Consider the following 21,124-nt stretch of genomic DNA (forward strand, 5'->3'; position numbering starts at 1 on the left):
ATGGCGGCACGACGACGACGCACATGGTCATCACGGCGGTTCAAGGCACAGTTACGCCGCTGGGCGTGGGGCATCGGCGCCGTGATGCTGCTGGTGTTGGCCTTGGCGTGGAAGACGGTGTGGCCCTACGCCGTCGGGGCGGTCCTCGCGGCATCGCTCGGCGGGCTCGGCTGGTGGCTGCTGAGAGCCCACCGAAACGCCGTGTCCGGTGACCGCGCCTGGCAGGCCGGCGAGGAGCGCAAGGCGCGGGAACTGGCCATGTCCGATGTCGACGCGATGACCTGGCAGCGGTTCGAGCTGTACGTCGCGGAGCTGTGCCGCCGCGACGGCTGCACCCGGGTCGTGGTGTCCGGGAAGACCGGCGACCTGGGCGCCGATGTCATCGGGTTGATGCCGGACGGGCGGCGGCTGGTGATCCAGTGCAAGCACTACGCACGCCACCGCACCGTAGGGAGCGGCGAGATGCAGAAGTTCCTCGGCACAGCGAAGGCCGAGCACGGCGCGGACATCGCCGTGTATGTCGCCACCTGCAACTTCACAGCGGCGGCGGGGAAGCTGGCCGTGAAGCACGGGATCTTCGCCATGCACCGGGACCTGCTCGGGGCCTGGGTCCGAGGCTCCACGCTGGAGTCGCTGATCCCGCTCAACGGGACAGGAGGCGGACCGCCGCGCGGCCGCCGCCCGGCCCCGTAGCCGACTCTCCTCGTGAAGCGGCCCCCCGATCCGCTTGGATCGGAGGGCCGGAGCAGGCTCTCACCTGTGGTCAATCACTGTGGGCGCAGACGGGTTCGAACCGCCGACATCTGCCTTGTAAGGGCAGCGCTCTACCGCTGAGCTATGCGCCCGGGAGGAGGTGCCAGCCTACCCTGTCCGCGCCACACCGCCGCAATCCAGTGGGTGAGGGAAAGAACGGGCCTGATCGCGAACCATCCGTCATGCCTGTTCGTCAGTGACGGGTGGGAGAATGACAGCCGGGCCTGGGGCGATCCATGTGGGAGAGGGAAGTGGCGGCGACATCCGCGCAGTCTGCACGTCCAGTACGTCGTCCGCGTCCAGGGCATGGTCGGGGTCCAGCGCGTCGCCTGCGGGCGGGGTGGCGGCCGCGGGGGCTGGGGCGGCGGGTGGTCGAGGGGGTTGTGGGGGGTGTGGCGCTGGTGCTGGCGCCGCTGCCGTTGCTGGTCGCGGTGGTGCCGGCCACCTTCGCGGGGGGCGGGGCCCGGCGGTGGTTCGGGGGGCGGGGGGAAGGACAGCGGGCGCAGGCGCAGGCGGCGAAGGACGAGGCCGCGGCGGCGTTCTATGAGCTGGACACCGCGCAGCGCGACCTGCGGATCTCGATCGAGACGATCACGGCGGTCGACGACTCACCGGCCGCCCGGCGGGCGAAGTCCGGCTACGAGTCGCTCGGGGAGCGGATCGACCAGGTCAGCCGGGACTACATCACCGCCGTGGACAGCCATGACCTGGACCGCGACGACCTGGACGCCGGGGCCGCCTCGCGGGCCCGCGCGGATCTGATCCGGGCGAAGGACGAGCTGCGGCGCACCAAGGCGGATCTCGACCGCTTCGAGCAGGGGCTCGGCCCGCTGCTGGCGCAGGCCGAGACGCAGCTGGCCCGGCTGGCGCCCGCCGTGGAGCGGGCGCGGCAGGCGCTGCGCGCGGCGAGTGAAGCGCTGGACGCGGTGCGGGGGTCCGGGCTGCGGGCAGACGACCTGGCGGCGCGGCTGGCCGCGCTGGCGCCCGAGCTGACCAAGCTCAACGAGGGGGCGGGCCGCCACGGTGTGCAGGAGACCATCCGGCGCGCCGACGATGTGCTGCGCCGGGCGGAGGCGGTGCGCGGCGAGGCGGAGCGGCTGCCGGAGCGGGCCGCGGAGATCGACCGGCGGCTGGTGTCGCTGCGTACGCGGGCCCAGGCGATCACCACGCGGGCGGAGGGCGTCGGGCCCGTACTGAGCGAGTTGCGGCGTCGCTACAGCGCGGCCTGCTGGCAGGATCTCCAGACCGTCCCGGAGCAGGCCACGCGGGATGTCGCGCAGGCCGAGGCCAAGCTCAAGGAGGCGCGCGAGGCGCGGGGCGAGCAGCGCTGGGCGGATGCCACCGCCCTGCTCTCCACCGTACGAGCGCTGCTGAACACCACGGACGAGGCGGTGTCGGCGGCCGGGGACCGGCTGCGGCGGCTCGACGAGGTGTCGTTCGACCGGGGCAAGGAGGTCGAGCGGACGCGCTTCGCGATCCGGGACGCGCAGCGGCTGGCGATGGCCGGGCGCGACACCCCCGACCCGCGCCACGCCCGGCCGCTGGACGCCGCGGTGGAGCGGCTCGACCGGGCGATCGCCGGGCTGGAGGGTCGGCACCCGGACTGGTGGCACTTCCTGTCCGAGACCGAGGCCGTGCGGCAGACCGTCGGCCGTGTGGTGCAGGAGATCCGTGAGGAGCGCGCGGGCGAGCACTGATCCCCCGGCCGTCTGCTTGTTTCCGGCCGTGCCCCCGCCGACCTGCTGTTTCCTGCCTTTTGTGCGCTGTTGGGGCGCGCCGTGCCTGGCTATGCTGCCCCTATGCCTCGCTACGAATACCGATGCCGCGCCTGTGGGACCACCTTCGAGCTGAACCGGCCCATGGCCGAGTCCTCGGCGCCCGCGTCCTGCCCGGACGGGCACGACGACACGGTGAAGCTGCTCTCGACGGTCGCCGTGACCGGCACCTCCTCCGCCCCGGCACGGACCCCGGCCGCAGGTGGCGGCGGTGGCGGCGGGTGCTGTGGCGGGGGGTGCTGCGGCTGAGGTTGAGCGGGGCGCGGCGGGGGCGGATCCTGGGAGAGTACGTACGCAGGTACGGCCTCGACCGCGCAGCGCACAGCTCCGCGAGGCCGGGGCCTCCCCAAGCGGCAGCGGTAAGCCCGAAGGAGGCCGGACATGGCTACGGGCCACCCCTCCCCCATCGGTCCCCACCCGGCGGGGATCGGACGCCACTTCCCTGAGCGGATCGGCGTCCGCACCAAACTCGACGAGCATCTGCCGGTCGACCACCGGCTCAGCCAGATCTACCGCGTCGGTGCGGGCCTGGTGGGTCTGATCCTGGTCGCCTTCGGCATCCTGGGCCTGGTCCACAAGATCGGCTTCTTTGACACCGGCGGCGCCTCCGTCGCCGGGCTGAACACCAACGGCGCGCTGAGCGTGCTGTCCATCATCATCGGCGTGCTGCTGTTCGTCGGCATGGTCATCGGCGGCAACTTCGCCTCGACCCTCAACATCGTGCTCGGAGTCGCCTTCCTGGTCAGCGGTTTCGTCAACCTCGCTCTCCTGGAGACCTCCTTCGACTTCCTGGCCTTCCGCCTCCAGAACGTGCTGTTCAGCTTTGTGGTCGGCCTGATGCTGATGTGGTTCGGCATGTACGGGCGGGTCAGCGGCGGGCTGCCGCACGACAATCCGTACTGGCAGGCCCGCCACCCCGACCTCGCCGAGCGCGAGGCGCACGTCCGGGAGGTCCAGGCCGGTCGCGGCGGTGGCGGTCAGCCGCCCGGGAAGTGGGGTCGGCTGGATCAGGGCCCCGGTGCCTCCTCCGAGCGTCGGTCCGACGAGCCGCAAGAAGGCGGGCCGCAGGAACGCGGGCGGCAAGAAGGCGGGCCGCAGGAAGGCAGGCGCCAAGCGGACGCGCGCCAAGAAGACGCGCGGCAGGAAGGCGGGCGGCGGCACGCCCGGCGGCTGCTCCGCCGCCGCAGGCTCAGCGGCGGCGCGCCAGGGTCAGCCCATCCGCGACCGTCAGCATGACCGCCTCCACCCGGGTGTCGGCGGCCACATGCTCGTTGAACGCCTTGATCGCCGCGCCCGAGCCCGTCGCCTCCGGGTCGACGACGGACCCGTGGAAGAACGTGTTGTCCGCGACGATCAGCCCGCCCGGGCTCATCCGCACCACCAGCTCCTCCCAGTACGCGATGTAGTTGCCCTTGTCCGCGTCGAGATAGGCCAGGTCGATGTGCGGCTCGGTCGGCAGCGCCCGCAGCGTGTCCAGCGCGGGCGCGATCCGCAGGTCGATACGGTCCGCGACCCCGGCCTTAGCCCAGGCCTCGCGCCCGTACGCCGTCCACTCCTCCGAGACGTCGCAGGCGATCAGCCTGCCGCCGGCGGGCAGCGCCTGCGCCATCGACAGAGCGGAGAAGCCGGTGAAGGTGCCGACCTCGACGATGTGCCGGGCGCCGGTCAGCCGCACCAGGAACGCCAGCAGCGGGCCCTGCTCCTGGGCGGACTGCATGCCCGCGTAGTCGGGCAGCCGGGCGTGTGTGACCTCGACGAGCTCGCGCTGGACCGAGTCGAGCGGCGGATTGTGCCTCAGCATGTAGCCGTACAGCTCGTCCGTGATCGGCGTGCTCTTGCTCTCGGCCAACGTGGCCCCCTTCAGCTTCCCAGGTAACGCAGTACAGCCAGCACGCGGCGACTGTAACCCGAACTGGCAGGGAGTTCGAGCTTGTCGAAGATCGCGTTGATGTGCTTTTCGACGGCGCTCCGCGAGACGTGCAGCCGCTCCGCGATGGCGGTGTTGGCGTGGCCCTGCGCCATCGCGCCGAGCACGTCCCGCTCGCGCGGGGTGAGCCGGCTGAGGGGGTCGGTGTGGGTGCTGCGGGCCAGCAGTCTGCGGACGACCTCGGGGTCGAAGGCGGCGCGGCCCGCCGCGACCCGCTCCAGGGCGTCCAGGAACTCGTCGACCTCCACCACCCGGTCCTTGAGCAGATATCCGACCCCCGCGCCGCCGTCCTCGGAGGTGAGCAGCTCGGTCGCGTACCGCTTCTCCACGTACTGCGACAGCACCAGCACGCCGATGCCGGGGTGCAGCCGCCGGATCTCCAGCGCCGCCCGCAGCCCCTCGTCGGTGTGCGTCGGGGGCATCCGTACGTCGACCACCACCGCGTCCACGTCCGGCTCCAGCGCGACCGCCCCGACCAGCGCCGTGCCGTCGCCCACCGCCGCCACCACCTCGTGGCCCTCCTCGGCGAGCAGCCGCACCAGGCCCTCGCGCAGCAGGGTCGAGTCATCGGCCAGGATCACGCGCATGGCAGCTCCGCGCTGACCGTCGTGGGTCCGCCGGGCGGGCTGACCACCCGCAGCCGGCCGTCCAGCGCCGCCACCCGCCGGGCCAGCCCCAGCAGCCCGCCGCCCGCCGGGTCCGCGCCGCCCCTGCCGTCGTCCGTGACCCGTACCAGCAGCCCGCCGCCCACGTGCCCCATCTCCGCCTCCCGCCAGGTCAGCGCCACCGTGACCCGCTCCGCGCCCGAGTGTTTGATCGCGTTCGTCACCGCCTCGGCGACCACGAAGTACGCCACCGTACGGACCGCCTCCCCCGGCTCCGCCGTCAGACCGTACTCCAGCCGCACCGGGACGGCCGACCGCTCGGCGACCGCCTCCAGCGCCGCCCGCAGCCCGGCCTCGTCCAGCGCCGTCGGGTACACCCGCCATGCCACCTCGCGCAGATCGGTCAGCGCCGCCCGGCTCTCCTCATGCGCCTGGACGAGCAGGGCGCGCGCCTTGTCGGGGTCCTGGCTGCGGCGGGCCCGGCCGAGCAGCATGCCGAGGGCGACGATCCGCTGCTGCACCCCGTCGTGCAGATCGCGCTCGATACGGCGGCGCTCGTCGTGCACGGCGTTCACGACCCCGGCGCGGCTGGTGGACAGCTCGTCGATCCGGCGCCGCAGCGCGTCCCGGTGGCTGGGGCCGAGGAAGTGGCGGGCCAGCTGCCCCTCCAGGATCGCGACGCCGACGATGCCCTGGAGGGCGAGGAAGAGCAGAAAGAGCCCGCCGATCGCGGAGGTGGTGATCGTGATCCACTCACCGTCGCGCATGATGAACCAGCCCCACAGCAGCAGGCTGCCGTACGCGGCGCCGACCGCCACAGCCAGCAGCACCAGCCCGCCCAGCAGCCCCAGCGACCAGCGCGCCGCCACATACTGGCGGGCGCCGCGGTCGTCGTAGTCGGCCGAGATGTCATGGCCCATGAAGCGGGCCAGCCGACGCCGCTCGGCCTCCGTCAGCCGCCGCGCCCCGGCCGTCACCGTGCGCAGCACGCACCGCCGGGCGGCCGGCCACCCGCCCGGCCAGGTCCGCACGCACAGCAGGGCCAGGCCCGCCACGGCGACGCACACCAGCTCCACGAGGGCGGTGCCCGCGCCGGTCAGCAGCCCGCCCGCCAGGCGCAGCCCGCGCCGTAGCCATCTCCCCATGAGCGGCCACGTTAGTAGCGAGCGTCGGCCCGCACACTGAGGATTTCCGCAGGTTGTGGCTGTGGTGCGCAGCCGCGGGGCCGGGTGGGCGCCCTCATGGTGGCGGGGCGGCCGGCTTTCTAGCGTCGTCGGACATGAGCGACCGGATCACCGACTGGGCCACTGGCCTGATGGACACCCTGGGCGCGCCCGGCGCGGGCGCCGCCATCGCCCTGGAGAACCTCTTCCCGCCCCTGCCCAGCGAGGTGATCCTGCCGCTGGCGGGATTCGCCGCCGCGCAGGGCGACATGAACCTGTACGCCGCGCTGCTGTGGACCACCGCGGGCTCGGTGTTCGGGGCGCTCGCCCTGTACTGGGTGGGCGGGCTGCTCGGCCGCGACCGTACGGTCGCGATCGCCGCGCGGCTGCCGCTGGTGAAGGTGGCAGATATCGAGCGGACGGAGCGGTGGTTCGCCCGGCACGGCACGAAGGCCGTCTTCTTCGGGCGCATGGTGCCGATCTTCCGCAGCCTGATCTCCGTACCCGCCGGGATCGAGCGGATGCCGGTGCCCGCCTTCCTCGCCCTGACCACGCTCGGGAGCCTGCTCTGGAACACGGTGTTCGTGCTGGCCGGGTACGCGCTGGGGGACAGCTGGCAGGAGGTGACGGAGTACGTGTCGGTGTACTCCAAGGTGGTGGTGGCTGTGGTGGTGCTGGGGGTGGTGGCGTTCGTGGGGGTCAGGGTCCTCCGCCCGGGGCGGGGGAGGCGGCGGGGCTGACAGGCGGCTTCACGCGCCCGCGCCCGCCGTCCCCGCGCCCGCCGCGCCCGCCACTCCGGCCCGCGCCGCGAAGGCTCGCAGGATCTCCTCCCCCGCCGCCACGCCCCTCGCCTCCAGCGCGGTCACATGCGGCGCCGTCCAGCCCTCGTCGGCGAGCTCGCCGTGGCCCGGGCGCCAGGCCAGGTCGGCGGCCAGGAGGAGGTCGGCGTCCAGGAGGGAGTCCCCGGCGCCGAGCACCTCACGCGCGCCCGTACGGCGCGCCACCTCCGCCACCGCCGCGCTCTTGGTGAGCGGCTTCGGCACGGCGTAGATCTTGCGGCCCTGGAGCGAGACCGTCCAGCCGCGCTCCTCGGCCCAGGCGGCCAGCTCCTTCACGTAGCCCTCGGGCAGCAGGGCCCGCTCCACGACGAGATAGGCGAACAGGTCCTCGGCCACCCGATCCTTGAGCAGCCAGGCCGGATCCGCGGTGCGGACGAGATGGGCGCGGACCTCCTCCAGGGGCGCGGACGCGGCGGCGAGGCGGGCGCGCACGGACACCTGCCAGTCCGGGTCGGACTCGCCGTCGACCAGCAGATGCCCGCCGTTGGCGCAGATCGCGAAGCGGGGGGCGGGGCCGGGGAGGCGGATACGGCCGTACTGCTCGCGGGTGCGTGTCGTGGTCGGTACGAAGACGGCGCCACGGGCCAGCTCGGCCAGCAGCCCGGCCGCCGTCTCCGTCATGTACGACAGCGGCTGGTGGCCGTACACCTCGACGCACAGCAGGCGCGGCGCCTCCGCGTCCGGCATGCGGAGGCCGAGTGCGGCCGCGGAGTAGATCAGCGTGCGGTCGAGGTCGCTCGCGATCAGCACGGACGGCTGCTCGTGGCTCGTCATCAGGCGGTCACCGCCTTGCCGTCCGCGCCCGTCGCGCCGCGCGTGTAGCGGGGGTGGATCAGCCCGACGCACGAGTACGGCAGGCCGTCCACCTCCTCCACCGGCACCCCGCGCTGCTCGGCGAGCAGCCGCACATGGGCCAGGTCCGCGCCGGCGCCACGCGCCGCGAGGATCTTCCACGGGACGCGGCGCAGCAGCACGCGCGTCGTCTCGCCCACGCCCGGTTTGACGAGGTTCACGTCATGGATGCCGTACTCCTCGCTGATCCGCTCGACGGCCGCCCACCCCTCCCAGGTCGGGGTGCGGTCGGCGGCCGCGAGCTCCTTCGCGTCGGCGGCGACCTGGTCGGCGACCTCGTCGAAGCGGGCCGCGACGGTGTCGAGGAAGAGCCCGGAGACATCGGCGCCGGCCAGCTCCCGGTAGAACTTGCCGCCGTGGAAGTCATCGGGCCCGACCAGGTCGGCGCGGAGCACGGTGCGCGATATCAGCCCGGAGACGGTCGAGTTGAGGCAGGCGGAGGGGATGAGGAAGTCGTCGCGCGTGCCGTACGTATCGACGCAGCGGCCGGGGTCGGCGAGCACGGCGATCCGCGGGTCGAAGCCGGGGTACGGCCGCACGGCCTCCGCCAGCTCGCGGGTGATCGCGCCCTTGCCCGTCCAGCCGTCGACGAACACCACGTCGGCCGGGTCGTGACGGTCCGCCAGCCAGCGCAGCGCGGTGGTGTCGATGCCGCGGCCGCGCACGATGGAGATGGCGTAGTGCGGCAGGTCGAGCCCGTGTGCGTGGCGCGCCCAGCGGCGCATCAGCACGCCGACGGGGGTGCCGGCCCGGGCCAGCGAGACCAGGACGGGGCGCGGCGACCGCTCGGCCAGCACGGTCTCGGTGACCGCGCCGACGGCCCGCGCGATGCGCGCCGCCGAGGCGGTGAGCGCGGCCCGGAACAGCGCCTGGTACTCCTCGGTGGGCTGGTACTCGACGGGCAGCGACTCGGCGTAGTGCGCGCCGCCGCTCTGGATCGCCTCCTCGCGCTCCTCGGTGGGCGCCTCGAGCGTGACGTCGGAGAAGTCCTGGAGCAGCCAGCCGACCTCGTCGGGGGCGTACGAGGAGAACGCGGGGCCGCGCAGCGGCTCCGGCAGCGGCGGTTGTGCCATGGGGGGTGCCTGTCGCTCGGGAGTGTGGGTCTTGGGCGTGTAGGACGGTACGACGGCCAGCAGGAGGCGGTCGGTGTGCGTGGCGAGGCGGGCCAGCAGCCCGTCCGGGGCGTGCAGTTCGGGGGTGTCGGCGACCGAGTCGACGACGGCGACGATCGCGTCGAACCGGCGCTCCGGGTCGCCGCCGGGGGCGACGTTGTACGCGTAGCGCTCCCCCGGCCCGTCGGCGGGGGCGTCGTGCGCGGGGAAGGCGAGGCGGGTCCGGATCGCGTAGCCGGGGTCGTCCACGGCGAGCACGGGTGAGCGCGTGGTGGTCGAGTACCGCACCTCGGCCCCGGCCGGGCCGGTGGTCGCTCCGGTGGCCTGCGGAGTGTCCAGCGCCTCGGCGATCCGCAGCGGCGCGTACATCAGCTCCTCGAAGCCGAGGACGAGCACGCGCCGCGGCCCGCTGCCCAGCGCTGCCGCGATACGGGCCGCCATGCCCGGAAGCGCGGCCTCCAGCCGCTCCCGGTGGGCGGGGGTGAAGCCGTGCCGCCCGCCGTCGGGCACCCCCCGCGGCCAGCCGAGCTCGACGCGGACCGCCCCCGCATGCCCGGCGTGGCCGTCCGGCCCCGGCGCGGACCCGGACGCCTTGTCATGCCTCGGCGCGTGCGCCGGGTGAGGCGCAGCCGCGTGCCCCCGGCCAGGCGCGGCCGCAGGCGCGCGCGCTGGGCCGGGCGCAGCCGCGGGCGCGGGATCCGCGGCCCCAACCCCGGCGGCAGCCGCCTCGTGCTCCGCGACCAGCCGCCGGCCGCGCTCCAGGACCTCCGCCGGGAGCCTGACCGTGCCCGTCGCCGCCGCGATCAGGTCCACGCGCGCGCCGAGGTCGGCCGCGAACGCGTCCAGGCGGGCGCGGTCCTCGGGCGAGCGCATGTCGACCAGGGCCACCACCACGTACCGCTCGCGCGGGAAGCGCCGGTGGAGCGCGGCGATGGTGTTGAGCACCGTCCGGCCGGTCGAGAACTCGTCGTCGACGAGGACGAGCGGGCCGTCCGTGGCCAGCAGGTCCGGGTTCTCGGGGAGGAGGAGGTGGGACGTGGCGTGGCTGTGCTCCTCCTCGAAGCCGCCGACCGGGGCGACCCCCGCGACCGGGCGGCGGGTGGAGTGGAGGTAGGGGGCGAGGGCCAGGCCGTCGGCGACGCTGTGGCCCAGGCCCGTCGCGGTCTCCGCGTAGCCGAGCACGACCGCGCGCGCCGCGGCCTCGTCGCCCAACAGCTCGCGCACCCGGCGCCCGAGCCGTACGCCCGCGCCGTGGACGGCCCGCGGCCGCTGCGGCACGTGTTTGCCGAGCACGTTGGACACCAGCAGATGCGCGCGCTTGGGGTTGCGGCGCAGCGCGAGCCCCAGCAACTCGCGCAGTTCGTCGCCGCCTTCGAGCCCGACTCCCAGCCGGTCCGCGACCCACTGCCCCGACCACATCACGCCGTACGCCCCATCCGCCCCATCCGCTCCATCAACCCCGTCAGCCCGATCACTTACCCGTCACCCCGTCGTCCCGTCATCCCGTGCGCAACCCCGCCGCCAGCAGTTCCACAAAGCTGATGTCCTCCCGGGCCACGCCGAACACCTCGGCGCGCCGCAGCGTCCGCTCGGCCCAGGCGCGGTGCGGCTTCACCTCGTTCATCTTGTTGGTGTACGCCGAGCGCAGCACACCGCCCCCGCCGCGCTCCGGTTCGAGTATGTCCACGGCGTCGCTGTATTCCTCGTGGCTGACCACCGACAGCGCGTGCACGGGGGCGACATGCGTCGGGTGGATGCAGGTCTTGCCCTGAAGGCCGTTGGCGCGGTCGAGTTCGATCTCGCGCAGCAGCCCGTCCATGTCGTGCTCGATGAGGGCGTTGCGCAGCGACGACGCGGCGCGGCCGGTGAAGGGGCTGATCCGCAGCTGCGGCTTGAACATCCGCTCGTGGGGCTTGAAGTACTCCCACACCGGCCCGGTGACCGTGAAGCCGGTGCCGTCCGCGCGGCCCAGCATGTTGACCACGTCGGCGATGACGGAGGCGACCAGCTGTACGTCGTACGCCGTCATGTCGGGCGCCCGGCGCAGCCCGTAGGCCGAGCACAGGTCGGTGACGCCGAGGCGGAGCGCCAGAACCCGCTCGCGGTGCTTGTCGATGGTGCGGCCGATGCCGGCCAGGGTCTCGGTGCGGGTTTCCCGGTGCATCAGCTCCGGCGATTCGAGGACCGGCATCGCATACAGCCGCCGGCCGCCCAGCGCCTCGGCCGCCTCCGCCGCCTCATCGGATTCGGCCGAAATCAGCGCCTCGAGGAAGGGGACGCCGCGCTCCTCGGTGAACTTCGGCAGTACGAATCCGGACAGCAGCCGGACGGCGGGGCCGAGCCGGTGGACGAGATCGACGATCTGCTCGGGGGTCCGGACCCGGATGAACAGCAGCGGCAGGGAGAGGCGCGGGCCGCGCGCCGAGAGTTCGCCCAGCTGCCGTATGAGGTTCTCCTCGGCCTCGGGCACCTCGTTGTCATCGATGGAGTCCTCCAGGCAGAGCACCATGGAGGTCACGCCCTGACCTGCCTGTTTGGCGACGTCGTCGGCGAGGCGGGGGCGGGTTGCCGGGCAGTAGAGGGTGGCGCCGAGGGCGACGGCGAGCGTGTGCGCCGGGGAGTCCAGGGTGAACTCGCCGGGCTCCCGATGGAACAGATCTTTCCGTGCCTCGGCCGACAGGTGTCCAAAATGCCGCATAGCTCTCCCCGCATGCCGATGCCCGTGCTGGCCGTTCCGACCCAGGTAGTGGCCGATAATCGTACGTGCGGGGATGGGTCAAAAGTTCCCCAAGAGCGTGAAAATCACGTAACTCATATGCGTCCAGCCCGTGTCCGGGAGACCGCCCCGTCCCTCCCCTCTGCCCCTCCTCTGCCCCCTCTTCTTGGTTTTCCCGACTTCGCACCCACCCCTGCGTTGTCCCGGCGAGGCCCGGGAGGGCAGGATTGCGGCCATGACGCACGCGATGCTGAAGGGATCGAACATCCCGCTGGACGCCACCGCCGTACGGGCCGTGCTCCGCTGGACTCCCGGCGCGGACGTACCCGACGTGGATGCCTCGGCGCTGCTGCTGGGCGCGGACGACCGCGTGCGCTCGGACGAGGACTTCGTCTTCTACAACCAGCCACGGCACCCGTCCGGCCTGGTCCGGCATCTGCCCAAGAAGCGGGCGGCGGAGGGGCTGACGGACACCGTGGAGGCCGATCTGGCGGCCCTGGAGCCGGCCGTCCACCGGGTGGTGCTGGCCGCGTCCGCGGACGGCGGCACCTTCGGCCAGGTATCGGATCTGAGCCTGCTGCTGTACGACGCCGCGGGCGCGGCGGACGCGGAGCCGATCGCCAGGTTCGAGGTCGGGGCGGAGACCGGCCAGGAGACCGCGCTGCTCTGCGGCGAGCTCTACCGGCGCGGGGACTCCTGGAAGTTCCGCGCGCTCGGGCAGGGCTATGAGTCGGGGCTGGTCGGGCTGGCCACGGAGTACGGCATCTCGGTGGACGAGGGCGAGGGCGGCGGCGAGGACAGCGGCGAAGCCGGCGCCGCACTCGACCCGGGCATGGGCGCAGACGCCCCCACGAACGGAAACGAGGGCCGGCCGGAGTCCACGCCCGCCCCCGCGCCACCGCCCACCGTGGCCGCCAGGGACGGGATCGCTCACGCGGCGCCCCCCGGCCCCACCTTCGGGCAGGACTCCTGGGACGACTCACTGCTGACCCAGCCAATGGCGACGCCCACTCCGCTGCCGACCGGCTACGGCCCCATGCCACCCCCGCCGAGCGCCCCGCCGACCGCTCCGCCGCAGCCCCCGGCACAGCCCGGCACCGGCTACGGCTACCCGCAGCCGGCGGCGGCGTACGGCTACCCGCAACAGCCGGCGTACGGGTATCCGCAGCAGCCCGCGTACGGCTACCCGCAGCAGGTGCAGCGCACCGAGCCCATACCACCGCCCCCGCTGCCCGACCCCAACTTCACGCTGCCGCCGCAGGGGCCGCAGTTCCAGCACCGCTGAGCGGCCGGCGGGCCGGGCGCCCGGGGCACACCCCAGGCGCCCGGCCGCGCCGCTCCCGCTCTCAGCGGGCGGTCAGACCTTCTCCTTGTAGCCGCGGCCCCACTGGAGCCCCCACCCGTAGAGCCGGTCCAGCTCCGCCTGGAAGCCGTACACGTACTTCACCTCGCGGCGGACCACCATCTCGCCCTTCACGTTCTCGATCATCACCACGGCGCAGGAGCGGGCCTGCGGGGCGCGCTCATGGAGCTCGATCTCCACCCGCGGCCCGTTGCTCGGGTAGAGCGTCACCATGCCGTGGGTGCGGTCGAAGGCCGGGGTGCCGTCGTAGATGTAGACGAAGACGAGCAGCCGCTTGATGTCGTCCTTGTGGTCCATGTTGATGTAGATCGTCTCGCCGGACCCGGACCCGAACCGGTCGTCGCCGCTGAGCTTGATGTAGGGCGCCTCGTTGAGGTTGCCCAGGAAGTTGCCGAGCGGCTGGACCACGCCCTTGGCGCCGCTCTGCAGCTCGTACAGGCAGGCCAGGTCCAGGTCGACATTGACCATCGCGGACCCCTGGGCCTGCACCATATCCGGCTTGAACATCCGCAGCGGATGGCGCAGCGAGCCCCGCCCCGCCCGGTCGTTGAAGTCCGACGTGCGCATCCGCCAGGACAGGTTGATCCGCAGGTTGCCGCTGGCCGCGCCCTGCTTGGTCAGCGAGATGGTCTGGTGCCGCTTGGTCAGTGCGACCACCCCCGAGGCGGCCCCGCTCTCGAACTCGCGCCACGCGCCCCGTCCCCAGTTGTCCCAGAACGCCATCCTGTGCACCCCCACCAGTCAACTTCTCGATCGCCGGACTGCCCGCGGGGCGGGCCGGGAGACAGAACTCCCGGACCGCCCCGCTCAGAGCGTTCCTCAAACGGACCCGCGTCACACTCCGGAAGTGACTTCCGGCTTGCTCTCGGCGTCCGCTCCCTCCGCCTCCGCCTCCCGGCGGTTGCGCACCACCGAGGACCAGTACGAGGCGCCGATCAGGACCACACCGATCAGGCCGGTGATCACCTCGTTGATCTCGTACTTGATCGTGACGAGCAGGATGGCGGCCAGCGCACCGATGGCGTAGTGCGCGCCGTGCTCCAGGTAGACGTAGTCGTCCAGGGTGCCCCGACGGACGAGGTAGACGGTCAGCGACCGGATGTACATGGCGCCGATGCCCAGACCCAGCGCCATCTCGAAGATGTCGTTGGTGATCGCGAAGGCGCCGATGACGCCGTCGAAGGAGAACGACGCGTCGATGACCTCCAGGTAGAGGAAGAGGAAGAACGCGGCCTTGCCGGCCATGCCGACCACCGTGGCGCCCTGGCCCTTCTGGGCTCCGGCGGCGGCCTTCTCGGACTCGTCGCCGTCCTCGTCGTCATCTTCGTCTTCCTCGAGCTTGTCCTCGAAGTAGCCGGAGATGCCGCCGACGATCAGGTACGTGAGCAGACCGGCGACGCCGGCCAGCAGCACCGTCGCGCTCTTGTCACCGCCGCCGTGGGCCACGTCGGTGGCAAACGTCATGGCGGTCACGAGCAGCGCCAGCAGGGCGATGACGATCGAGAAGGTGTCCAGCTTGCCGAGCTTGGCCAGCGGCCGCTCCAGCCAGCCCAGCCACTTGATGTCGCGCTCCTCGAAGACGAAGTCGAGGAAGATCATCAGCAGGAACATCCCGCCGAAGGCGGCGATCGCCGGGTGCGCGGCGGTGACCAGGTGTTCGTACTTGTCCTTGTTGTTGATCGCCAGGTCGACGGCCTCCAGCGGCCCCATCTTCGCCGTGATCGCCACGATGATCACGGGGAAGACGAGGCGCATGCCGAAGACGGCGATCAGGATGCCGACGGTCAGGAAGATCTTCTGCCAGAAGGCGTTCATCTTGCGGAGGATGCCCGCGTTGATGACCGCGTTGTCGAAAGAGAGCGAAATCTCCAGGATCGAGAGGATCCCGACAATCGCGAGCCCCTTCCACCCCCAGAGGACGCCGGCCAGGGCCAGGCCGGCCGCCGTCACGGCGAACGACCAACCAAAGGTTTTGAGGAGCACTTCCTGTCCAATCCCTCTTCGTAAGGTCTCCCCCGCGCATGTTACGCGGTTTTACGAAACGTTGACCCCGAAGTCTAGAGCGATCCCGCGGAGGCCGGACGCGTACCCCTGCCCCACGGCCCGGAACTTCCACTCACCGCCATAGCGGTAAACCTCCCCGAAGATCATCGCCGTCTCGCTCGACGCGTCCTCCGAGAGGTCGTAGCGAGCGAGCTCGGCGCCGTCGGCCTGGTTCACCACGCGGATGAACGCATTGCTGACCTGCCCAAACGTCTGGCGCCTGGTGTCCGCGTCATAGATCGACACCGGGAAGACGATCTTGTCGACCTGTGCTGGTACCTTGGCGAGGTCGATCAGGATCGACTCGTCGTCGCCCTCGCCCTCACCGGTGAGGTTGTCGCCGGTGTGCTCGACCGAGCCCTCGGGGCTCTTCAGATTGTTGTAGAAGACGAAGTACTCGTCGCCGAGCACCCGCCCCGACTGGCACAGCAGCGCGCTGGCGTCGAGGTCGAACGGCGCTCCGGTGGTCGAGCGCGCGTCCCAGCCCAGGCCGACCATGACCTGGGTGAGATTCGGCGCGGCCTTGGTGAGGGAGACATTGCCCCCCTTGGCGAGGGTTACGCCCATGTTCCTGATTCCTCCCCGTAGTGTCGCAAAGAGCGCGTGAAGCGTATGGAGCGCGCGAGGCGCCCGGCTCGCGGACCGCGCGAGGAGCGCGGGCAGCGAGCGGGGCACACCGTGCGCATACGAAGCAGCACGCCCGGCGCCGCGCTCCTGCCGAGATGCAGGGACACGGCGCCGGACGCGCTGGCGGTGCGGTGCGTACGCAGGATGTACATACGCGGGTGGTGCTACGGGCCTGTCAGACGTTGACGCCGAAGTCCTGCGCGATGCCGCGCAGCCCCGAGGCGTACCCCTGGCCGATCGCCCGGAACTTCCACTCCGCCCCGTGCCGGTACAGCTCGCCGAAGACCATGGCGGTCTCGGTCGAGGCGTCCTCGGTCAGGTCGTAGCGCGCCAGCTCATTGCCATCGGCCTGGTTGACCACGCGGATGAACGCGTTACGGACCTGGCCGAAGCTCTGCTGGCGGTTCTCGGCGTCGTAGATCGACACCGGGAACACGATCTTGGCGACATCGGCCGGCACGCCGACCAGGTTGATCTTGATGACTTCGTCGTCGCCCTCGCCCTCACCGGTGAGGTTGTCACCGGTGTGCTCGACCGAGCCGTCGGGGCTCTTCAGGTTGTTGAAGAAGACAAAGTTCTGATCACTGGCGACCTTGCCCTCGGCGTTGGTCAGCAGGGCGCTGGCGTCGAGGTCGAAGTCGGTGCCGGTGGTGGTGCGGATGTCCCAGCCCAGGCCGACGGAGACGGCGGTCAGGTTAGGGGCTTCCTTGGTCAGCGAGACGTTGCCGCCCTTGCTGAGGCTGACTCCCACGAGTCCTCCCAAAAAGATTCGTCAGGAGCACTGCGTGCCCCTTCATTGCTATGCCGGGTGCCAGGGGCACCACCCGGACGCGGCCGGGGATGCCCGGGGATCCCACCAGGATCAACGCGTCGATCCTAGTGAGCGGTTCCCCTCGGTACAGGGTTTCGGGGCCTACAGGCTTTCCAGAGCCTTCACGTAGTCGTCGAGGTCCCGGGCGTCGGGGAGGCCGTTGACGACGGTCCAGCGGACCACGCCCTCCTTGTCGATCACGAAGGTGCCGCGCACCGCGCAGCCCTTCTCCTCGTCGAAGACGCCGTAGGCCCGGCTGGCCTCGCCATGCGGCCAGAAGTCCGACAGCAGCGGGTACTCAAGACCCTCCTGCTCGGCGAAGACCCGCAGCGAGAAGGGCGAGTCGTTGGAGACGGCGAGCAGCTGCACCTCGTCGTTGACGAACTTCGGCAGCTCGTCGCGGAGGGCGCACAGCTCACCGGTGCACACGCCGGTGAAGGCGAAGGGGTAGAAGAGGAGGACGACGTTCTTCTCACCCCGGAAGTCGGAGAGCCGGACCGACTCCCCGTGCTGGTTCCTCAGCTCAAAATCGGGGGCCTTCGCACCGACCTCTATCGCCATGGGTGGCATCCCTTCCCTGGATCATTGGCAGCTGGATTGACAGCCTGACTGGCTGGATTGGCTGGTTGACCGGGGTACACCCTACGCGCAGAGCCCCCCTCCGAACGGTGCGGAGGGGGGCTCTCGGCAGGGTGTCGCGGGGCCGTGCGCCGACGGCCCCGCGGGGCCGCTTCAGCGCTTGCCGGACTTGGCGGCCTTCGGGGTGACCAGACGGCTGCCCGTCCAGTCCTTGCCCGCATTGATGCTCTTGGTCGTGGACAGGCCGGCGGTGGTCGCGGCCTCGTTGATGTCGCTCGGCTCGACATAGCCGTCACGGCCGGTCTTGGGGGTCAGCAGCAAGACCGGTGCGCCGTCGTCGATCATCCCGATGGCGTCCACCAGCGCGTCCGTCAGGTCGCCGTCGTCCTCTCGGAACCACAGCACAACGGCGTCGGCCACATCGTCGTAGTCCTCGTCGACGAGCTCCTGGCCGGTGATCTCCTCGATGGCCTCGCGGAGCTCCTGGTCGACATCGTCGTCGTAGCCGATCTCCTGGACCACCTGATCGGGCTGGAAACCCAGCCTCACGGCAAGGTTGGTCCGCTCCTCCGCGTGGTCCGCGGTCGCGCTCACGGATTGCCTCCTGTCATCTTGCGTTCATTCCTCGAGTCGCTGTACGCCACGCGCGTACGCGGGGCTTGGGGCGTAGTCCACACGGGCCGGGCGGATCGCGCAAGTACCTGGCCAGCGATCCCGCCCAAACGTGGGGGGTCACCCCATACGGCGTTCAACGGAGTATGGGGGATGCCGCGGAGCACGGAGCGCCGCAACTCCCATCATGGACGAACAGCCGCGAGTGAGTCACATCACTCCAATACGCCCGGATTACCCGAGCGTATCGTCACGATACGCCGAGTACGCGCCCCAGGGCCGAACGGGCGTACGCGAACGCCGTCCGGGGTGAGCGTATGGTTGCGATTTGGCCGTCGCACCCCGACGCCCGCGCAGCGTACGTCTCACCACGTGATGGTTACCACTCGGTAGAGGTGACGTATCCCCTACCCGAGGTACACGATGGAGATCGGCGCGACACCAGCAGAGCACGAATCCATTGCGTGCACAGCACGACCGAAAAGCGAAGGAATAGCGTGGCTTCCGGATCCGATCGCAACCCGATCATCATTGGCGGCCTTCCCAGCCAGGTCCCGGACTTCGATCCTGAAGAGACCCAGGAGTGGCTCGACTCGCTCGACGCAGCTGTCGATGAGCGAGGCCGGGAACGTGCCCGCTACCTCATGCTCCGCCTGATCGAGCGCGCCCGCGAGAAGCGCGTCGCGGTGCCCGAGATGCGCAGCACGGACTACGTCAACACCATCGCGACCAAGGACGAGCCGTTCTTCCCCGGCAACGAGGAGATCGAGCGGAAGGTCCTGAACGCGACCCGTTGGAACGCGGCGGTGATGGTCTCCCGGGCCCAGCGTCCGGGCATCGGCGTCGGCGGCCATATCGCCACCTTCGCCTCCTCGGCCTCGCTGTACGACGTGGGCTTCAACCACTTCTTCCGCGGCAAGGACGGCGGCGACGGCGGCGACCAGATCTTCTTCCAGGGTCATGCCTCGCCCGGCATCTATGCCCGCGCCTTCCTCCTGGACCGGCTGAACGAGCAGCACCTGGACGCCTTCCGCCAGGAGAAGTCGAAGGCCGGCCACGGCCTGTCCAGCTACCCGCACCCGCGGTCGATGCCGGACTTCTGGGAGTTCCCGACGGTCTCCATGGGCCTCGGCCCGCTCGGGGCGATCTACCAGGCGCGGATGAACCGCTACATGGAGGCGCGCGGCATCGCCGACACCTCGGCCTCGCATGTGTGGGCGTTCCTGGGCGACGGCGAGATGGACGAGCCGGAGTCGCTCGGCCAGCTCTCCCTGGCCGCCCGAGAGGGCCTGGACAACCTGACCTTCGTCGTCAACTGCAACCTCCAGCGCCTCGACGGCCCGGTGCGCGGCAACGGCAAGATCATCCAGGAGCTGGAGTCGCAGTTCCGCGGCGCCGGCTGGAATGTGATCAAGCTGGTGTGGGACCGCACCTGGGACCCGCTGCTCGCGCAGGACCGCGACGGCATCCTGGTCAACAAGCTGAACACCACGCCCGACGGCCAGTTCCAGACGTACGCCACCGAGACCGGCTCGTACATCCGCGACCACTTCTTCGGCGACGACCAGCGGCTGCGCAGCATGGTCGAGCACATGACCGACGACCAGATTCTGCACCTGGGCCGCGGCGGCCACGACCACCGCAAGATCTACGCGGCGTACGCGGCGGCCAAGGCCCACAAGGGCCAGCCGACGGTGATCCTGGCCCAGACGGTCAAGGGCTGGACGCTCGGCCCGAACTTCGAGGGCCGCAACGCGACCCACCAGATGAAGAAGCTGACGGTCGACGACCTCAAGCGCTTCCGCGACCGGCTGCACCTGCCGATCCCCGACAAGGAGCTGGAGTCCGGCCTGCCGCCGTACTACCACCCGGGCCGGGACTCGGAGGAGATCCAGTACATGCACGACCGGCGCAAGTCGCTGGGCGGGTATGTGCCGACCCGCGTGGTGCGGGCCAAGCCGCTTCAGCTGCCGGGCGACAAGACGTACGCCTCGACCAAGAAGGGCAGCGGTCAGCAGCAGATCGCCACCACCATGGCGTTCGTGCGGCTGCTGAAGGACCTGATGCGGGACAAGGAGATCGGCAAGCGGTTCGTGCCGATCGCGCCCGACGAGTACCGCACCTTCGGCATGGACTCGCTGTTCCCGTCGGCGAAGATCTACTCCCCGCTGGGCCAGACCTACGAGTCCGTCGACCGCGAGCTGCTGCTGGCCTACAAGGAGACGCCGACCGGGCAGATGCTGCACGACGGCATCTCCGAGGCGGGCTGTACGGCCTCGCTGATCGCCGCGGGCTCGGCGTACGCCACCCACGGCGAGCCGCTGATCCCGGTGTACGTCTTCTACTCGATGTTCGGCTTCCAGCGCACCGGCGACCAGTTCTGGCAGATGGCCGACCAGCTCTCGCGCGGCTTTGTGCTGGGCGCGACCGCCGGCCGTACGACCCTGACCGGTGAGGGCCTCCAGCACGCGGACGGCCACTCGCAGCTGCTGGCCTCGACCAACCCGGCCGTCGTCGCGTACGACCCGGCGTTCGGCTTCGAGATCGCCCACATCGTGCAGGACGGTCTGCGCCGGATGTACGGCGAGGACAGTGAGGACGTCTTCTACTACCTCACCGTCTACAACGAGCCGATCCGGCACCCGGCCGAGCCCGCCGACGTGGACGGCGAGGGCATCCTCAAGGGCCTCTACCGCTACCAGCGGGGCGAGAAGGGCGCCATCCCGGCGCAGATCCTCGCCTCGGGCGTCGCCGTGCCGTGGGCGCTGGAGGCGCAGCGCGTCCTGGCCGACGAGTGGGATGTGAAGGCCGATGTGTGGTCGGCGACCTCCTGGAACGAGCTGCGGCGCGACGCGGTCGAGGCGGAGGAGCACAACCTGCTCCACCCCGAGGAGGAGCAGCGCGTCCCGTATGTGACGCGGAAGCTGGCCGACGCGGAGGGCCCGAAGGTGGCCGTGTCCGACTGGATGCGGGCCGTTCCGGACCAGATCGCGCGCTGGGTGCCCGGCACGTACCAGTCGCTGGGCGCCGACGGCTTCGGCTTCGCGGACACCCGCGGGGCGGCGCGCCGGTTCTTCCACATCGACGCGCAGTCGATCGTCCTCGCGGTGCTCACCGAGCTCGCGAAGGACGGCAAGATCGACCGCTCGGTGCTGAAGCAGGCGATCGACCGCTATCAGCTGCTCGACGTGGCCGCCGCCGACCCGGGCGCGGCCGGGGGCGACGCGTAACGGGACCGCGGTGACCGGCGAGTGAACCGAAGGGGCGCGGCCGCCCGCGCCGGAGGCGCTGATGTCACTGTGAAAGTGGAGAGCGCGCGGAGGCCCTGAGGCTGCCGTCACTATGCG

At 71.3% G+C, this 21,124-nt stretch carries 18 protein-coding genes, 1 tRNA gene and 1 pseudogene; 7 read left to right on the forward strand and 13 right to left on the reverse strand.

Going from position 1 to position 21,124, the window contains the following annotated elements:
- Complete coding sequence (locus tag ACZ4WQ_RS03435) at positions 1 to 693, forward strand: restriction endonuclease (RefSeq protein ID WP_468022000.1); 693 nt, start codon at positions 1 to 3, stop codon at positions 691 to 693.
- A gap of 80 nt (positions 694 to 773) precedes the next feature.
- Here ACZ4WQ_RS03435 and ACZ4WQ_RS03440 read toward each other — a convergent pair.
- Positions 774 to 845 (reverse strand) — tRNA-Val (locus tag ACZ4WQ_RS03440).
- Between the two features lie 300 nt (positions 846 to 1,145).
- On the opposite strand from ACZ4WQ_RS03440, the gene ACZ4WQ_RS03445 reads away from it, so the two are divergent.
- The 3 genes and pseudogenes from ACZ4WQ_RS03445 to ACZ4WQ_RS03455 form a co-directional block, all read left to right on the forward strand.
- Positions 1,146 to 2,450 carry a hypothetical protein gene (locus ACZ4WQ_RS03445; protein ID WP_468022001.1) on the forward strand — a complete coding sequence of 435 codons (1,305 nt, stop codon included), beginning with the start codon at positions 1,146 to 1,148 and terminating at the stop codon, positions 2,448 to 2,450.
- A 102-nt stretch (positions 2,451 to 2,552) separates the two neighbouring features.
- The gene (locus ACZ4WQ_RS03450) at positions 2,553 to 2,777 is read left to right on the forward strand and encodes an FmdB family zinc ribbon protein (RefSeq protein WP_311722776.1); all 225 of its coding nucleotides are present in this window, start codon (positions 2,553 to 2,555) and stop codon (positions 2,775 to 2,777) included.
- 132 nt (positions 2,778 to 2,909) lie between these two features.
- Positions 2,910 to 3,467: pseudogene (locus tag ACZ4WQ_RS03455) on the forward strand (DUF4383 domain-containing protein); the annotation flags it as partial.
- A 250-nt stretch (positions 3,468 to 3,717) separates the two neighbouring features.
- Here the strand turns inward: ACZ4WQ_RS03455 and ACZ4WQ_RS03460 are convergent.
- From ACZ4WQ_RS03460 to ACZ4WQ_RS03470, 3 genes are read right to left on the reverse strand one after another with little or no spacing between them, the layout of a single operon-like run.
- The gene (locus tag ACZ4WQ_RS03460) at positions 3,718 to 4,329 is read right to left on the reverse strand and encodes an O-methyltransferase (RefSeq protein WP_358844056.1); all 612 of its coding nucleotides are present in this window, start codon (positions 4,327 to 4,329) and stop codon (positions 3,718 to 3,720) included.
- A 59-nt stretch (positions 4,330 to 4,388) separates the two neighbouring features.
- Positions 4,389 to 5,042, reverse strand: coding sequence for a response regulator transcription factor (locus ACZ4WQ_RS03465; protein WP_311722774.1), 654 nt, complete (start codon positions 5,040 to 5,042; stop codon positions 4,389 to 4,391).
- Positions 5,033 to 6,205 (reverse strand): sensor histidine kinase, encoded by a 1,173-nt coding sequence (locus ACZ4WQ_RS03470; protein ID WP_468022002.1) that lies wholly within the window; start codon positions 6,203 to 6,205, stop codon positions 5,033 to 5,035. The genes ACZ4WQ_RS03465 and ACZ4WQ_RS03470 overlap by 10 nt, the downstream gene beginning before the upstream one ends.
- A 134-nt stretch (positions 6,206 to 6,339) precedes the next feature.
- Between ACZ4WQ_RS03470 and ACZ4WQ_RS03475 the strand changes: the two genes are divergently transcribed.
- Positions 6,340 to 6,963: a DedA family protein gene (locus ACZ4WQ_RS03475; protein WP_311722772.1), complete on the forward strand. Its 624-nt coding sequence runs from the start codon at positions 6,340 to 6,342 to the stop codon at positions 6,961 to 6,963.
- A 9-nt stretch (positions 6,964 to 6,972) separates the two neighbouring features.
- On the opposite strand, the gene ACZ4WQ_RS03480 is transcribed toward ACZ4WQ_RS03475, so the two are convergent.
- The 3 genes from ACZ4WQ_RS03480 to ACZ4WQ_RS03490 all read right to left on the reverse strand — a co-directional run bounded on the left by ACZ4WQ_RS03480 (position 6,973) and on the right by ACZ4WQ_RS03490 (position 11,724).
- On the reverse strand, positions 6,973 to 7,836 hold the full coding sequence (locus tag ACZ4WQ_RS03480) for an HAD family hydrolase (protein WP_398369773.1): 864 nt from the start codon (positions 7,834 to 7,836) through the stop codon (positions 6,973 to 6,975).
- Positions 7,836 to 10,445: a phosphoribosyltransferase gene (locus ACZ4WQ_RS03485; RefSeq protein WP_398370510.1), complete on the reverse strand. Its 2,610-nt coding sequence runs from the start codon at positions 10,443 to 10,445 to the stop codon at positions 7,836 to 7,838. Before ACZ4WQ_RS03485 ends, ACZ4WQ_RS03480 begins: the two co-directional genes overlap by 1 nt.
- A gap of 79 nt (positions 10,446 to 10,524) precedes the next feature.
- On the reverse strand, positions 10,525 to 11,724 hold the full coding sequence (locus tag ACZ4WQ_RS03490) for an HpcH/HpaI aldolase/citrate lyase family protein (protein WP_385341833.1): 1,200 nt from the start codon (positions 11,722 to 11,724) through the stop codon (positions 10,525 to 10,527).
- A 253-nt stretch (positions 11,725 to 11,977) separates the two neighbouring features.
- Here ACZ4WQ_RS03490 and ACZ4WQ_RS03495 point away from each other — a divergent pair, with 253 nt between their 5' ends.
- Positions 11,978 to 13,027, forward strand: a complete 1,050-nt coding sequence (locus tag ACZ4WQ_RS03495) for a TerD family protein (RefSeq protein ID WP_398369770.1) — start codon at positions 11,978 to 11,980, stop codon at positions 13,025 to 13,027.
- A 72-nt stretch (positions 13,028 to 13,099) separates the two neighbouring features.
- Here the strand turns inward: ACZ4WQ_RS03495 and ACZ4WQ_RS03500 are convergent, their stop codons facing one another.
- The 6 genes from ACZ4WQ_RS03500 to ACZ4WQ_RS03525 all read right to left on the reverse strand — a co-directional run bounded on the left by ACZ4WQ_RS03500 (position 13,100) and on the right by ACZ4WQ_RS03525 (position 17,759).
- A complete protein-coding gene (locus ACZ4WQ_RS03500) occupies positions 13,100 to 13,828 on the reverse strand; it encodes a TerD family protein (RefSeq protein WP_311722938.1) in 729 nt (242 codons plus the stop codon).
- A gap of 111 nt (positions 13,829 to 13,939) precedes the next feature.
- On the reverse strand, positions 13,940 to 15,088 hold the full coding sequence (locus tag ACZ4WQ_RS03505) for a DUF475 domain-containing protein (protein WP_311722768.1): 1,149 nt from the start codon (positions 15,086 to 15,088) through the stop codon (positions 13,940 to 13,942).
- A gap of 51 nt (positions 15,089 to 15,139) precedes the next feature.
- A complete protein-coding gene (locus tag ACZ4WQ_RS03510; RefSeq protein WP_311722767.1) occupies positions 15,140 to 15,715 on the reverse strand; it encodes a TerD family protein in 576 nt (191 codons plus the stop codon).
- A 235-nt stretch (positions 15,716 to 15,950) separates the two neighbouring features.
- Positions 15,951 to 16,526: a TerD family protein gene (locus ACZ4WQ_RS03515; protein ID WP_311722766.1), complete on the reverse strand. Its 576-nt coding sequence runs from the start codon at positions 16,524 to 16,526 to the stop codon at positions 15,951 to 15,953.
- Between the two features lie 162 nt (positions 16,527 to 16,688).
- Positions 16,689 to 17,147, reverse strand: coding sequence for a peroxiredoxin (locus ACZ4WQ_RS03520; RefSeq protein ID WP_311722765.1), 459 nt, complete (start codon positions 17,145 to 17,147; stop codon positions 16,689 to 16,691).
- A 171-nt stretch (positions 17,148 to 17,318) separates the two neighbouring features.
- Positions 17,319 to 17,759 (reverse strand): DUF3052 domain-containing protein, encoded by a 441-nt coding sequence (locus ACZ4WQ_RS03525; protein WP_311722764.1) that lies wholly within the window; start codon positions 17,757 to 17,759, stop codon positions 17,319 to 17,321.
- A 515-nt stretch (positions 17,760 to 18,274) separates the two neighbouring features.
- Here ACZ4WQ_RS03525 and aceE point away from each other — a divergent pair.
- Positions 18,275 to 21,007, forward strand: a complete 2,733-nt coding sequence (aceE, locus tag ACZ4WQ_RS03530) for a pyruvate dehydrogenase (acetyl-transferring), homodimeric type (protein ID WP_311722763.1) — start codon at positions 18,275 to 18,277, stop codon at positions 21,005 to 21,007.
- The last annotated feature ends 117 nt before the right edge of the window (positions 21,008 to 21,124 follow it).

The sequence above is a fragment of the Streptomyces sp. NPDC028305 genome (assembly GCF_055569495.1).